Source organism: Desulfotomaculum copahuensis (assembly GCF_001655685.1).
Classification (GTDB): Bacteria; Bacillota; Desulfotomaculia; order Desulfotomaculales; family Desulfovirgulaceae; genus Desulfotomaculum_G; species Desulfotomaculum_G copahuensis.
This window is the reverse complement of the sequence record NZ_LYVF01000106.1, coordinates 59,097-73,444: the sequence shown is the minus strand read 5'-3', so window position 1 is coordinate 73,444 and position 14,348 is coordinate 59,097. Positions and strand designations below refer to the sequence as shown.

General features: G+C 47.0%; 13 protein-coding genes and 1 pseudogene. 2 read left to right on the top strand and 12 right to left on the bottom strand.

Translation table 11 applies throughout. The features are described from left to right. Nucleotides 1-61: 61 nt before the first annotated feature. The 4 genes from A6M21_RS19450 to A6M21_RS18360 form a co-directional block, all read right to left on the bottom strand. Nucleotides 62-235: a helix-turn-helix transcriptional regulator gene (locus A6M21_RS19450; RefSeq protein ID WP_078060487.1), complete on the bottom strand. Its 174-nt coding sequence runs from the start codon at nucleotides 233-235 to the stop codon at nucleotides 62-64. Nucleotides 236-912: 677 nt separating this feature from the next. Next, complete coding sequence (locus A6M21_RS18730; RefSeq protein WP_161486028.1) at nucleotides 913-1,077, bottom strand: hypothetical protein; 165 nt, start codon at nucleotides 1,075-1,077, stop codon at nucleotides 913-915. Next, on the bottom strand, nucleotides 1,077-1,259 hold the full coding sequence (locus tag A6M21_RS07485) for a hypothetical protein (RefSeq protein WP_066667483.1): 183 nt from the start codon (nucleotides 1,257-1,259) through the stop codon (nucleotides 1,077-1,079). The genes A6M21_RS18730 and A6M21_RS07485 overlap by 1 nt, the downstream gene beginning before the upstream one ends. 411 nt (nucleotides 1,260-1,670) lie before the next feature. After that, nucleotides 1,671-1,934 (bottom strand): hypothetical protein, encoded by a 264-nt coding sequence (locus tag A6M21_RS18360; protein ID WP_151191846.1) that lies wholly within the window; start codon nucleotides 1,932-1,934, stop codon nucleotides 1,671-1,673. Between the two features lie 23 nt (nucleotides 1,935-1,957). Between A6M21_RS18360 and A6M21_RS07475 the strand changes: the two are divergent. Then, nucleotides 1,958-3,063: pseudogene (locus tag A6M21_RS07475) on the top strand (GerAB/ArcD/ProY family transporter). A gap of 182 nt (nucleotides 3,064-3,245) precedes the next feature. Beyond that, nucleotides 3,246-3,590, top strand: coding sequence for a cupin domain-containing protein (locus A6M21_RS07470; protein WP_066667480.1), 345 nt, complete (start codon nucleotides 3,246-3,248; stop codon nucleotides 3,588-3,590). Nucleotides 3,591-3,676: 86 nt separating this feature from the next. On the opposite strand, the gene A6M21_RS07465 is transcribed toward A6M21_RS07470, so the two are convergent. The 8 genes from A6M21_RS07465 to A6M21_RS07425 form a co-directional block, all read right to left on the bottom strand. Beyond that, nucleotides 3,677-4,447, bottom strand: coding sequence for a 4'-phosphopantetheinyl transferase family protein (locus A6M21_RS07465; protein ID WP_078060485.1), 771 nt, complete (start codon nucleotides 4,445-4,447; stop codon nucleotides 3,677-3,679). Nucleotides 4,448-4,471: 24 nt separating this feature from the next. Next, nucleotides 4,472-6,055, bottom strand: coding sequence for a DHA2 family efflux MFS transporter permease subunit (locus tag A6M21_RS07460; RefSeq protein ID WP_066667490.1), 1,584 nt, complete (start codon nucleotides 6,053-6,055; stop codon nucleotides 4,472-4,474). A gap of 136 nt (nucleotides 6,056-6,191) precedes the next feature. Then, nucleotides 6,192-7,250 carry a sulfite exporter TauE/SafE family protein gene (locus tag A6M21_RS07455; RefSeq protein ID WP_066667479.1) on the bottom strand — a complete coding sequence of 353 codons (1,059 nt, stop codon included), beginning with the start codon at nucleotides 7,248-7,250 and terminating at the stop codon, nucleotides 6,192-6,194. A 16-nt stretch (nucleotides 7,251-7,266) separates the two neighbouring features. Further along, a complete protein-coding gene (locus A6M21_RS07450) occupies nucleotides 7,267-8,658 on the bottom strand; it encodes a B12-binding domain-containing radical SAM protein (RefSeq protein ID WP_066667478.1) in 1,392 nt (463 codons plus the stop codon). A 26-nt stretch (nucleotides 8,659-8,684) separates the two neighbouring features. Beyond that, nucleotides 8,685-10,421, bottom strand: coding sequence for an AMP-binding protein (locus A6M21_RS07445; RefSeq protein WP_078060483.1), 1,737 nt, complete (start codon nucleotides 10,419-10,421; stop codon nucleotides 8,685-8,687). Between the two features lie 4 nt (nucleotides 10,422-10,425). Next, complete coding sequence (locus A6M21_RS07435) at nucleotides 10,426-11,880, bottom strand: B12-binding domain-containing radical SAM protein (protein ID WP_066667475.1); 1,455 nt, start codon at nucleotides 11,878-11,880, stop codon at nucleotides 10,426-10,428. Between the two features lie 22 nt (nucleotides 11,881-11,902). Continuing rightward, nucleotides 11,903-13,234 carry a phenylacetate--CoA ligase family protein gene (locus tag A6M21_RS07430; RefSeq protein ID WP_066667474.1) on the bottom strand — a complete coding sequence of 444 codons (1,332 nt, stop codon included), beginning with the start codon at nucleotides 13,232-13,234 and terminating at the stop codon, nucleotides 11,903-11,905. Nucleotides 13,235-13,264: 30 nt separating this feature from the next. Beyond that, nucleotides 13,265-14,302, bottom strand: a complete 1,038-nt coding sequence (locus A6M21_RS07425) for an SCP2 sterol-binding domain-containing protein (protein WP_151191844.1) — start codon at nucleotides 14,300-14,302, stop codon at nucleotides 13,265-13,267. Nucleotides 14,303-14,348: the final 46 nt, after the last annotated feature.

Sequence of the window (14,348 nt, the reverse complement as noted above, 5' to 3'; positions counted from 1 at the left end):
ACTTTGACGATACCTTGCCCAAACGGCTTGAATAGCCTGTAAACTATTCCTTTTTCCATTATTAATTAACCACCTTTCTGTTATCCAGCCATTTCATCACTTCGTCCATGTCGTATCGCACTATTCTTCTACCCTGGAACTTGATACACGGCAGCCCTTCCTTACGCCATTGGAAAATTGTCCGCTCAGATACTTTTAAGTAACCCGTTAGCTCCTTCACATTTAATAATGCCATTTATCTCACCTCTATTCATGAGCAATATAGGCAAAAAAAAATTACCCCTTCTAACTATTACTTGCTTTTGGATAGCAAACAGTTGCTCGGTGCCATATTAGGCCATTTTTAACCATGAGCGCCTTTTGTGGTTTATTCATGGGCAAAATAAAAATTACCCCTTCTATATATTATTCGGTTTTGGATAGCAAACAGTTGCTCGGTGCCATATTAGGCCGTATTTAACCATGAGCGCCTTTTGTGGTCTATTCATGGGCAAAATAAAAATTACCCCTTCTATTATATACCGGATTTCGTACGGGGAACAAATATTCTGTGCCATATTGGGCCATTTTTAACCATGAGCGCCTTTGTGGTTTATTCATGGGCAAAATAAAAATTACCCCTTCTATATATTATTCGGTTTTACCCTCTAAAGCAAATACGGCCATATTAGGCCGTATTTAACCATGAGCGTCCTTATGGTGAATTTATACCCTTGGACCTGCTCGACCTAGCTTCAAATTACGCCGATTTGCTGTATTAACCGGTCTATTCATGGGCAAAATAAAAATTACCCCTCTATTATATACCGGATTTTACATACCAAACATCTATTCGTTATTTAGTCCGCGTTTATTTTCAGCGAGCTTCAAATTACGCCGTTTTGCTGTATTAACCGGTTGCCCTCAATGGCTTTACTTAACCAGTACTAATTTAGGCTTTTTAGTCATTGCGATTATCCCGTCAACCATCTGACATAGTATTTCAACTAGTTCATCTTTATCCATATCTGCGGGTATCACCTGGCAGCTATATTTATCCTCATCCTCACTTATCACAATGGTAGTTACTATTCCCATTACCGATCACCTCCGAAGAACACTCCGGGCAGCCGGCCTTGGTTGAGTTGTTCGATGGCGCTGGTCAGTATTTGCCTATACGCCCCTCGAAGGAAGGCATCCTTATCGACTCCAGCTTCGTTTGATTTCTGCTCCATCAGGTCCATAAGCCGTTGAAGGTAATCAGCTGATTTCTTATACATATGTTTATAACCTCCCCAAGAATTTTTACTGCAATTTTTACTGCAAAGCAGAAGGAAAAAGGTAATATGAGCAGGGAACAAGCTTTAAATTGATTGCCTAAAACCCTTGTAAAATAAGGCTTTTTAACACTAGAAGGGAACAGGTAAAACGCCTCACTTTAAAATCGCACTCTAGAGGTCGGGGGTTCGAGCCCCCCTGTCTCCACCAGGAAAATCAAGGCTTGCGGGGTTTGGTGAGGCCGTAAAATTACTTTTTGCCCACCATTTGCCTACGGGCCTTTTTTCATGCCTTTTGGGTGGTTTTCCGCCCCTGGAAAGATTTCGTTTCCAGGGTTTCCGGCCCGTCTTCAAGGATGGAATTGATCTTTTTCGCCGCGCTTTCCTGCATTCCGGGCAGTACATGCGCGTATATTATTTTGATTTCCAAACAGCCTTGGCATCGCCTTTCCCGGCCCTTTTCTCACCTTCTGGTTTTTCAAGCGTTACGGTGCCGGCAGTGCAGTGCAGCCCGCCACCCAGTGAACTATCCCCGGCAATTCGAACTTTGCAGGTCACACTCCATACCGGTGCATAATGGTTGATGGTTATGCCTGGCGGTGAAAAACCGGGCTGATGTATATTTAAAGCAGACGAAGTTAAAATATATTGGTGTCTATTTGCTTTCAGCCATTTCAAGCCGGACCGCCGAGGTGGCCACCATGTATGAAGAACCAGGCAAAATTTCCGATCTGCAAACCATCTTTTTGCTTGTCAACGTGGTCGGCGCCACGGCAATAGTCTTACTTCCCGGCTTCACCGCCGCTATTGCCGGCCGGGATTCATGGCTGACCCCTATTCTGGCCACCATCCCGGGGCTTTATTTAGCATTTCTGGTTGGTGCGCTTGGGCGCCTTTTTCCCGGCCAGACTCTGATCCAGTACCTGGAATGGATCCTGGGTAGCCTGTTCGGAAAGGCCGTCGGCCTGTATTACGTATTTTTTTTTTAATCACCAACGCTATCATTGTGCGCGAATTGGGAGAACTGATCGCCTCGGTCATCCTGCCCCGTACCCCCCAGGTGGTTTTTTCGATTTTTATGGTTACCGTCTGCGCCTACGCCGTCAGCCAGGGACTGGAAGTAATCGCCCGGGTGACGGAATTGTTCTATCCCTTCATCCTCACTCTTTTCGGCCTGATGCTCATCCTGGTGTACGGACACATGCAATTTACCCATCTGTTTCCCGTCCTGGAACACGGCATCAGACCGGTACTGTTGGCCAGCCTGGACCCTTCCGCCTGGCGGGGTGAATTCATCGTCCTGGCCATGTTCCTGCCCTATCTGGCCCGCCCCGGCCGGGGGCGAAGCGACGCCATGCTTGCCGCTGCACTGGTTGGTTTCATTCTTTTGCTCGACGCCCTGGCCAGCACCGCCATTTTCGGCGTGACCACGGCCCGGATCAATTATCCCACCTTCGAGATGGTCCGACTGGCCGGGATCGGCCAATTTTTCACCCGCATGGACGCCGTCTGGATCATTATCTGGCTTTTCGGCATGTTCGGCAAAGTGGGTATTTTTCTTTATGTCACTGTAATCGCGGCCACCCAGTTACTAAACTTGAAACAGGACCGCCCCATGATTATCCCGTTGAGCATTCTCACCATTGTTCTATCCTTGAGCCTTTTCGAAAACAGTACTCTCATGATTCTCTTTTTAACCGGCCCCTTTATCTCCTATGCCTTCAGCGCTGAATTGTTCATCCCCACCATTTTGCTGATTATTGCCCTGCTCAGGGGCAAAACCGCCGTTTGCCGGGACGGATTTTAAGGAGCTGTTAAACTTGGAAAGCTGAACTCTAAACCGTTCCCGCAACAACTCGTCCACCACCGGGCACATCAATTATGCTCCGGCTATGATCGAGTTTTGGATGATTTAACTTTAATGATCCCTTGTTATTTAAATCCTGCTGAAGTATACTATTTCCAGCAAATATCAGGAGGTGCGCCGGTATGGATATCATTAAAGTAGCAGACCTGCCGGTTATGCAAACCGGATGGGGGATCAAGGGGAAACAGGTAGTGGATTTACCGGATATAGGTATTATCAACCTGATTTTAGAGCCGGGCGAAAAAGTTCCTTCTCACAAGACCCCGGTTGATGTTCTTTTTCAAGTTATAGAAGGCAAGGGTACAGTCATTATTGGTGAAGACAATCAAATCGCAGAAGCCGGTGACATTATTATCAGTCCGGCTCAAGTACCCCATAGCCTGGTAGCGGATCAAAACAGCCGGTTTTCTTTCTATGTGATTAAAGTTCCCAACACCATGAAAAGCGCCGTTAAAGAAAACAAGTAATTGGCCGGGGTCATTTATGTATAGTGTGTTATAACAAAAAGATTCCGGACTTCGCCCGGAATCTTCGTTTTTAGGTTTTAACCCGTTCATAAAAGCGGCATGATTAACGGCGCACCGCCGGCGGAACCGGAACCGGCGGCACATACCGCGGCAATATAGCCCGTCGCCGGGCTGAATTCATATAAGAACCAGCCCGCTGCTTCCGTCGCCTTCCCGTCTATATAAACCAGCGGCCTGGCTGCTTCGCCGGGCGCACGGCTGATACCGAAGCGACCCGGGAGACAGCTCAAGCCCGCCCCGGTCGCCTTGAGATAGGCCTCCAGACAGGTCCAAAGCCGGAAAAAAGCCTCCTTCCGCTTGTCTTCAGGAAGCATTTGCATCCGTTTTTTTTCCGCACCGGCGAAATACCGGCCGGCGATCCGCGCCGCCCCGGAAACGGGGCGGACGTATTCCAAATCCACGCCAATCTCACCCCGGCGTGTCACGGCATAAACAACCATTCCGCGGGTACGGGACAGGTTAAAATGCAGCGCACACCCGCCGGGCATTTCCGCCAGCGCGGGCTTCCGGCAGGCACCATAACCAAAACGCAGCCTGTCCGGTGCGGTATCCAGATAACGTCCGAGGAGTACTCTGAGCAATCCGCGGCTGACAATAAAACGCCTTCTGTCCCGTTCAAAATAAATTCTGCCGGCTCTCGCCAGCTCATCCGGAGAAAGAAAATGCTTCAACTTGTCCACAAATAGCGCCGGACGATCGAGCCGGAAAGGCCATACATGCACGCTGTCATTGTCCCGAACCGGACCAACCGGCAAAAAACCGCCAAAACTGTTTTGTTCCCCATTATCCGTGCCCATACTGCTTCCTCCTCCCTTCAGCCCTCACGCATCTGCCGCGGTTCCGGCTGCCATACTCTTTTCCGAACCGGTGCAAGCACCGGCCAGACGCTTGCGTTCGGCTTGCAGGGCGGCCTCCATCCGGCGCTTGCTCAAGAAAAAGAGTGGAGGTAAATTGAAAGCCAGGATTATCGCTGTGACCAAAAAAGCATCTCCAATACCCTGCATCATGGCCTGACGCTGTGCCAGACCGCTGATCACCGCCAGCACGGCACGCCGGCCGTCCTCACCGGGCAGGCTGCCGCTGAAGTGTGCTTGCAGCCGGTGCAGGAAATGCACCGCTCCCGGCGAAGACCACGTTACGCTACCGGCCAACCGGACGGCGTGTTCCGCCCGCCTTTCCAGCATAATGTAGGTAAGGTAGGCCAGACCCAGCGAGGCGGAGATCTGCCGGACCAGGTTGTTCATGGCCGAAGCGCGACCGACCAGTTGCCGCGGCACGGCGTTCATGCCGGCCGTATTCAGGGGCATCATGCACAAACCAATCCCGGTTGCGCGCAACACCAGCAAAAGCTGTAACTGATGGTAGGAAGTTTCCAAAGACAGGTTATGCAATAAATAAGTGGCGTAGATAAGCACCAACGAACCGGCCAGGGACAGGGGCACCGCCCCCAGGCGGTCAAAAAGCCGTCCACTGACAGGCATCAGTGTGCCCATGGTCAGGGCCATGGGCATCATCAAAAAACCGGTTTGTATGGGAGTGTAACCGAGCAGGTTCTGTGCGTAAATAGGAATCAAAAAAATCGCGGAATAAAGACCAATTGTAATAATCCCAGTGGTAAAAATGCTGGCGGCGAAGGCGGGGTTGCGCATCAGCCGCACATCAAGCATGGGGTGCGGGCAGACCAGTTCCCAAAGGGCGCACAGGATCAAAGCAAAAACGCCCGTGGTAAGCAGGGTGACGATATATTGCGAAGCCCAGCCCTTATCCTGCCCCTCGCTCAAAGCCAGCAAAATGGCAAAACACCCGCCGGTGCAAAGAATAAACCCGGGCAGGTCAAAACGCAGGTCACTGCGGAGGGGTGTTGACGGCAAAAAAACACCGGAAAGCAAGACGGTAAAAATGCCAATCGGAATATTAATGGTAAAGATCATCTGCCAGTTGAAGCTATCCACCAGATAACCGCCCAGGGTCGGCCCGACGGCCGGGGCCATGCTGATGGCGATGCCCCAGACGCCCAGGGCCAGACCGATTTTTTCCCTGGGCACAATGCGGTAGGTCATAGCCATGCTCACGGGCATGATCGCACCGCCGCCGATGGCCTGAACCACCCGCGCCGTAATCAGCGCGTTTTCGTTCCAGGCCAGGCTGCACATAACCGAGCCCGCGGTGAAAATGGCCACGGCAATGATATAAACCCGCTTAAACCCCATCCGGTCCCCCAGGTAACCGGTCACCGGCACTACCACACCGGAGGTAAGCAGGTAACCGGTAAGCACCCACTGGATTTTATCCGCCCCCACACCGAAAATAGCCATCATCTTGGGCAGGGCCACATTTACAATACTGGTGTCCAGAATGGCAATGAATGCCCCCAGCACCAGCATGAGCACGGATGCCCAGGGCACATGCCCGCCCGGCGGTTGCGGTCCGGATTGTTTTCTATTGGTAGCCGTACACTGCGGAACGGCGTTTTCAGTCCCGGTCCCCGGGGGGGCATCTGCTCTATCCGGTCCGGCGGACATTACAACTCCCCTTTCGTTTTCATACCCCGGCATTGATTCCCTGCCGGACCATTTCTTCACCAGCAAAACGTTTTGAAAATTTGACTACCATTAAAATGTAAACCAAAAGGCTCAACGCTATAACCAGCACGGATAAAAGTATAGTTTCCGCCTGAAACTTAAATATAAAAAGCGTAGTAATAAACTCTATTCCAATCAGTACCAAAAGCATCTTGACTATGAAAATTCTGCTTACCTTTGAACATACAATTGCGCCAAGCGGGGCAAAAAAGGCGGCAACGGGTATAGAAAGCGCCCAATATTGAAGTGCTTGACCGGAAAACTGATTTAAGACGAACAGTCTGAAAGTAAACCCGAATATAGAATCAGCGGCCATGATCATTACGGAAGTTGGCGTAGCTACCTTTTCGTCAAGTCTATATAAAAGTGTCACAAAGGAGAAGGTTATGAAGTGAATCCCGGTGCCGATTATTGAAGAAAAAAGCCCTCCCATAATGCCGATAGTGAATATTAATGCCGCGTCCATTAATTTAAAATGAATTATCCTTTCATGCTCCCATGACTTGAATACAAAATTCTTTAGAAAAAGGGCCACTCCGAAAGATGTTATTACAAGGGTAAAGACAAGCTTTGTCTGACTCGCTGATATATAAGGCACAATTGTGTATGATCCAATGACAATACCAACCAACCCTCCAATAACCGCAAACTTGATCACATTTTTTTCTATCTTGATTTTTCTTAGCAGTACAGTGATTGAAGCAAAAGACATTCCAATTGACTGGATGGCAAAAGAAAAATCCCGGGCAACATAAGGTTCTATATGAAGTACCTTCGTAAAAACTGGAAACGCCACGGCACCGCCCCCTTCACAGGTGAATCCGCCGAGAAATGATCCGAAAACCATCGTCAACGGCACCTGGAAGTTCTTTGCGTATAAACTTAGCCCGTAATGCGAGAAAAACACTGTGCCCCAAAGGGCTAAAAGGCTTGTATACAGGCCAAGAAAAACAATACGTTCCCTCCTGTTCAGCATTTTTGGAACATAACCGCTCAGCGTCGCTTCAATCTTCTGCATTTGAATGCCCCCCGGTCTATCCGGCCTGAACATTGATATTTTCCAAGCCAGGGTTTTTATAATTGTTTTTTAATTTTGCCATCACTTTTCTATATAGTTTAATTACAGTGATCATATCTTTTAATGAAAATTGCGAGATGAATTTTAACCGCTCAGATACACTGGAACTGTTTTTATACAAAGTGTAAACTTCTTTATAGAATTGGCGAAGCGGAAGCTTTGTCGGCAGCAGGGTATGCATTACATCAAAATGCTCGAACTCCCTATCAATTAACATATGTTCCACATTGCGAAAAAATTGTGTACCAGGAAGAGGGGTTAGAATGGTAAAGATAGCAGAAGATAGCTTCATGTCCTTTACATATTTTCGCAATGCCTTAAAATCTTCCCGGTCATATTCCTGGTCGATAATGAAGTCACTTAATATGGAAACGCCCAATCCCTGTATATATTTAATTGCTTCCTCATTTATTTTTGCAGTTGTGCCCTTGTTAAGTTTTTTTAACAACTTATCATTGTATCCTTCAATACCGATAAATACCCGTTCCAATCCGACCTCTTTCCACAAGGCCAATAACTCCTTGTTTCTTACTACAGTATCAGCCCTTACCATCATATGATAACGTTTTTTCACATTATGCTTTTTCAACAGCCCGGCCAATTCTTTCATATTCTGCGGATCCAGAAATGATTCGTCATCGCAAAAATAGATGCATTCTTCTTTTATAGATAAGATTTCTTCAAGTATTTTCTCAGGCTTTCTGACATAATATTTTCCCCGGTATGTCTCCCAAAGCGAACAAAAGCTGCACTTGAATTTGCACCCGGAAGAAGAGCGCAGGGTCGCCACCGGCTTCATCCAATAAGAGAAATAATGCTCACGGTACCGCCTGCTTAATTCCCGGTCCGGAAAAGGATACCGGTTCAAATCGCTGATCGTCGACGGACGTAAAAGCACAGTTCCGCCTTGCCTGTTCAGTTCCACATCCTGAATATCTTCAAACCGTTTTTTACCTTGATAAACTACCATCACATCCCGGAATACAAAGACACCTTCACCGCGTATTATACAGTCCGGGGCAATATCCAAAAAATCATCCGGTGCCACTGATGCGTGATGCCCTCCCAACACGATTTTTATTTCTGGATCAAACGCCCTCACCTCTACGGCAATCTTCCTGACCACATTCACATGAACACTATAACCCGTAATGCCGACAATATCAGGCCTGTATTCGGACAGCGTTTGACTCAGTTTCTTTTCAAGCCTCATATCAAGTAATCTGGTTTCACACAATCCTTTCACCCCGGCGGAAAGATACTCCAGCGCCAACGGCTCAAACATGGAAGTATCGTCACCCGCCAGACTTTGCGGCATACTGAATGGCTGAATAAGTAATACTTTCATCAGATGTTCCTCCCTGAACGCATGTTTTATTTGTAAAAAACAACTTCTTTTTTCCTGTTGTTATAAATAAAATTTGTATCGAAAGATCCGTCGAGTACTTTCCTTCGGCATTTGTAACGCTGAAGCTTTCCGCTTGATGTGGAAGGAATGCTGCCTCTGGCCACCACATGGACAAAATCAGGCACTTCCCCCAGTTCATCCAGATAAATCATGTTCAATTGCTCAATTATTTCCATATATTTTTCCATGTAAAATGTTCCTGTTTCGATAAGCAGACAAACAAGCTGATTTTCACCATCCAGTTGGTCACCGCAATCAAGGCCTACAACAGCAGAACGTCCGCGTTTTATGTCCGGCACCCGCCAGCAATAGTGTTCGAAATCTTTGGGGCGGTATATCCTGCCCCCGCGTCTGATCATGTCCCGCCTGCGTTCAAAGAAGTATAGGATGCCGTCCCGCATGTACCCCAGGTCACCGGTCAGAAACCATCCATCGCGGAATGCCCTCCCGGTATCAACGGGCAGGTTGTGGTAGCCTGACATCAGCATGGTGCTCTTAATACATATCTCACCCAGCATTTCATCGGGAAGATCCTCCCCGCCCGGCGCGCATATTTTTACCTGCTGACCGCTGATCGGCCGCCCGACTGAAATCACTCTGAGGGTTTGTCTTTTGGCGGGAAAGGCTGAAACCGCCCTTCCCTCCCTGTTGAGCCGTTCCCAGTTGATTACATCATACTTCAACCGCGAGCAAGTTTCCGAAAACGTGACAGCAACACAGGATTCAGCCAGTCCGTACACCGGCAGAAAGATATCCGTGTTTAAACCGTAGTCCGCAAATTTTTCGTTAAACTCCTGCATATCATTAAACTCGATATGATCGGATCCAATTAATGAAAACCTTAAAGTATCCAGTCTGACACCTGACATCTTTTTTTGGTTTACATATTTATTGCAGATCACATAGCCAAAATTGGGTGAGTTGATAACGGTTGCCCCGTATTCAAAGATAACCTTGAAAAATGTGGTCGGTTGCATGACAAAATACTCCGTTGGAATAAGGCAAATAGTGCAACCCCAATAAAGGCTTGTAAGAAAATTGCCGATCAACCCCATATCATGATAAAGCGGCAGCCACGATACGGCGACATCATTATGAGTCAGGGCAATGCTCTGCCCGATGGCAATAATGTTGTTAATCAGGGCCTGATGAGAAAGCATTGCTCCCTTCGGCAGGCCGGTAGTACCGGAAGTATACTGGATGAATGCGCATTCAATGGGAAGAGGGTCATAGGGGATGAAGTCGTGATGATCAGTATAATAATCGATCTGCTCATGTATGAATATATTGTCTTGATCCATTTTATCTTTAAGTATCTTTTCCTGTAAAGAGCGGTAGACATCCTCGTAACAGAGAATAAAACGCGGTTTGGAAGTCTCATACATGTGAAGGAACTTTTCCTTGTAGTCATCCCATTCAAGTATGAAAATAGGAGGATGGAGAGGAACGGGAATACCACCGGCCATCATGACACCATAAAAGGCATAGAAAAACTCAATCCTGGTAAGAAGCAGAATAAAGACTACATCTCCCTTTCGCAAACCTTGTTTATTAAAGAAAGCGGCATACTTAATCGCTCCATTATATACGTCGTCGTAAGTGAACCTGTTTCTGTTATTATGTCTGTCCCAAAGATGTAAAAAATACCTATCCGGACTGGCCGTCCTTCTTTCCTGCAGAAGGTCAATCAAAGTAGCTTTCATGGCGTTACCAATTCTCCCCGTACACAAGTTTTCCTTCGATATATGCCTTATGAAGAGTTCCACACCACGCCCTTTTTTGATATCGCGTCATCTTATAGGGAAGATGTTCCTGTGCGAGTTGCTGAATATACAAAAAGTAATCATAATCAACTCCTTCACCGCACATGTATTCAGGCCAGTCCTCAACCATCTGCTCGAGCATGCTCATGATATTACCTTTACCAAACTCTTTATATTTCTCACCCAGCTCAGGGTGTAACATCATTGCATTAAACGCTTTGGATCCAGGCAAAGGTGCAAGTGTTCCCCATTCAAACCGGTCAAGATTGGGATAATTTTCGAGTAGATATTTCATATAGTTTAAAGTCTCAATTACGGTCTCCTGTGTTTCTCCTTTTGCCCCGACAACAATGCCAAGGACAACGGTAATCTGATGCTCATTCAGTATTTTCAGGGCATGTTCGACCATTTCCCTGTTAATGTTTTTATTCAATGCCTTTAAGGCCGCATCACTTCCTGATTCCATGCCGCAGAAAACTTGTACGCACCCAATTTCATGCAACATTCTTGCCGTTCGCGGGGTAACATGGTCAATTCTTAAATAGTTGGAAAAGGGAACCGTGAAATCTTTGGGCCTCCGTTCATAAAATGCTTTAAACCAGTCGGGATCCGCAGCAAAATTATCCGACGGGTCCCAGATATAATTTACATTATACCTGTCCACAAGCATCCTTCTTTCCGCCCATACCTGCCCGGGATCCCTGGCCCGCAGGCCACGGTCGTGTATGCTGCAAAAATAACAGCCACCGCCTTCTTTGGCCCGCCAGGAACATCCCTTCAGAGAATACATATTGGCCGGTCTTAAAAAATACGGCATCGGTTTATATTCCGGGTCAGATGTTTTTTGAATGTAGGCTTCAACATCAATATAACTCCTGTCTATAATAGGGAGATTTTGCAAATCAATCTGCGCCGTCTTGTTTTTGACAATGGCGGCGTTATCACGCCAAACCAGATTTGGAATGTCCGCCGGGACCCTGCCTTTCACAAGCTCCAGCATAGCCTCCTCACCATCATAGCATATGCAATAGTCAACATACGGATGGTATTTTAGTATTCTCTCATTGAGAGCTGTGGCTATATTGCCGCCGATTATGACATCGGCCCCCCTTTCTTTAGCCATCCTGGCTATATCCATCCCCCTGTCCACCTGGGCAAAAGTGACAGACAGCCCAACGAGCTCTGCGTTTCCTATCTTTTTTTGATCTTCCGGGTTGTCCAAATCCAGGATACAATCAAAATCCAGGATTTCAAAATCAATTTCAGGGAGAAATTTATTTACATATGTGGCTATTGACATTATGCCAAGTGGTTGTGCCCATCGCACCCATTTTTGCTGACCTTCGATTGTACGGTTCGACGGTGGTGATATCAGCTGGATTTTTCGATAACGGCCCATTATTTTTTAACCTTCTCCCCTTTTAATAGTCTTTAATAACCATTTTAAACTTCCTGGTCCTATAATCGATTATTGGATAATCAATAGCTCTTAAGGTATAAGAAACATTCCTCATTCTTTTTTTATCAAGGATCGCATCAAGATTATTTTTAGCATCCTGAAGCGCATTTGCTTCCATCTCTTTGTCAGAGATAACTGCCAAGAATTCAAACCTGTCCTCAGACTTCAACAATAACTGAAATTTATCAATACCCATTATGCAGAATGAAGTAAAAACAATTGGGTGAATGTAATCCTTGACGCCGTTTTCATTCACAAACCAGATAAGCATCTCTTCACGACCGATAAGATTGTCAACCAGGCGGAAAGGCAGAATGTTCTTTTTATCTTCTTTCAATGTCAATCTGTCATTTATTCTGTACCTGATTAACGGTTGTGTATAGTTATAAAGATTAGTGACGAGAATATGATCTTCCATTATTTCTATATAATTAAAATCGTCCATTAAATAGATTCCATCGTACTCCTCTTTGCCAATTCCGAGATAATAACATTCTGACGCCGCATACATATTAACAATAGGAACATTAAATACTCGCTTAATCAGGTTGTAATCTGTGGATGAAAGACCCTCCCCTCCGTTTTCAATACACCGGGGACTTATATTCAGCCGCCCCTCCCCCTGGCAAGCGGCAAGGATAGCAAGTCCGGTGCCATAACCGATCAATATGTCCGGTTGCAGGCGGTTCAAATCAACAATTGTTTTTTCCAGCGGTTCATTCATGTCGAGCAGGCTTATATCATACATCCGCTTCAAAATACCCTTTTTTGCGTAAAGTACCAGGGACACTCCCCCATATCGTCCGTCAATACCGGCGTAATAAACCACCCGTTTCCTTCTGCCCGGTGTAAATGCGTGCATCCGGGCACTGCAACTGAAGGCCGCCGTCATCTCTTTCATGCTGTAAACAAAAGCCACTGGATGTCCGGACGAACCAGAACTGTGTACCACCTGGTACTTTCCCTGAAATAGCTCGGTTGGATTTTTATTCGCATAGGCAAAGTTTTCGATCTCTTTCCTGTTCAACTCATTTACCGTGACAATATGGTCAAAGTTTTCGGCAAATAACTGCTTGTCCATCGGTGGAAGAGCATTGATTGCCACTTTTTCAATATCTTTTCCCTTAATACCACTTCCTTCGTAATAATCCCTGTAAAAAGGGGCGTTGTTATATGCGTGCCTGAGTATTCTTCTGAACTTCCTCTCCCTTATTCTGAATATCTCCTCCCTGTTTTTTTTCTCATTTAACCGCAGTTCAACAATGTTTTTCAAAAGATTAAGGTCCTCGATCACAGCTTGCACCTCCTTTACAGGGGGATTGGTTCATTTTAGAGGCACCGGATCCCAGTCCACGTTCTCACGCAATACCTTCGCAGGCATTCCGGCAACAAGCGTATGGGGCGGTACATCCCCGGCCACCAGCGAACCGGCTGCAACAATGGAACCGGACCCGATATGCACTCCTTTTTTTATAATGCAGGACGCACCAATCCAGACGTGATCGCCAATCACAATTTCCTTGTCCGGATTGACCGGTGTATTATCAACGATTACAGTATGGCGGTCGGAATCAAGAACCCTGGTATAATCACTGATCAAACATCCATTGCCAATAGTAATGGCATTGGAGCAATGTATTTCCGTATATGGCCCGACGATACACTGCCCCTTGAATTGCAGGTGTCCCCGGGGTGAAATGAATATGCGGGCATTGGGTGCAACCACCACCTCACCATTTACGGAAAGACGCCCCTTGACATTAAGGATGCTGATTTCGTTTCGGCAGGCATCTTCCCATCTCAGAAATCCCGTACCCATCGACAGAAACCCGTTTTTGAAATCAAGCTCTTTAAGGGCAGCCACAGTAAGGCGGTTGCTACATATTATGGGAACCCTGTGCCGTGCGGAATGATACAAAGATTTGATCGAACCGCGCAGGCCGACGGCCCCTGTAGCAAGATGAACGAGCAGCAGGCGCAGAAAAGCAGCCACCGGCGGCGTTTTACCGTCCGAAACATCCCGCGCCGTCTCGAATAAACCGGGGAATAAACCGTGTAAGCGGTCAAGCAGCATTGGATTGCCCCGAAACTTGAGCTCCCCGGAAAGGAAGGCAAGCAGCCAGCCCTGTCTGCCCTGCGCACAGCGCATAAATGTACCGGCCTCCCCTTGCAGCAGCAAATCCGGTTTTTCACTCAAACCTTCGCGTACAAGGCACTTCTCCTCTTCAATATCAACCGTCCATCGGCCCCCATCACCGCCCTTCAGGTCCAGTCCCAATTGAAATGCCCGTTTTTTAGCCCTTTTCGCTGCAAAACTGTCCGGCATGGCTTCGATCACTTGACGGGCAGACGATAGTATCAAGCCTTTTCTCCTCCCCGGTATAAATCAATCTGATCCTGATCACGGA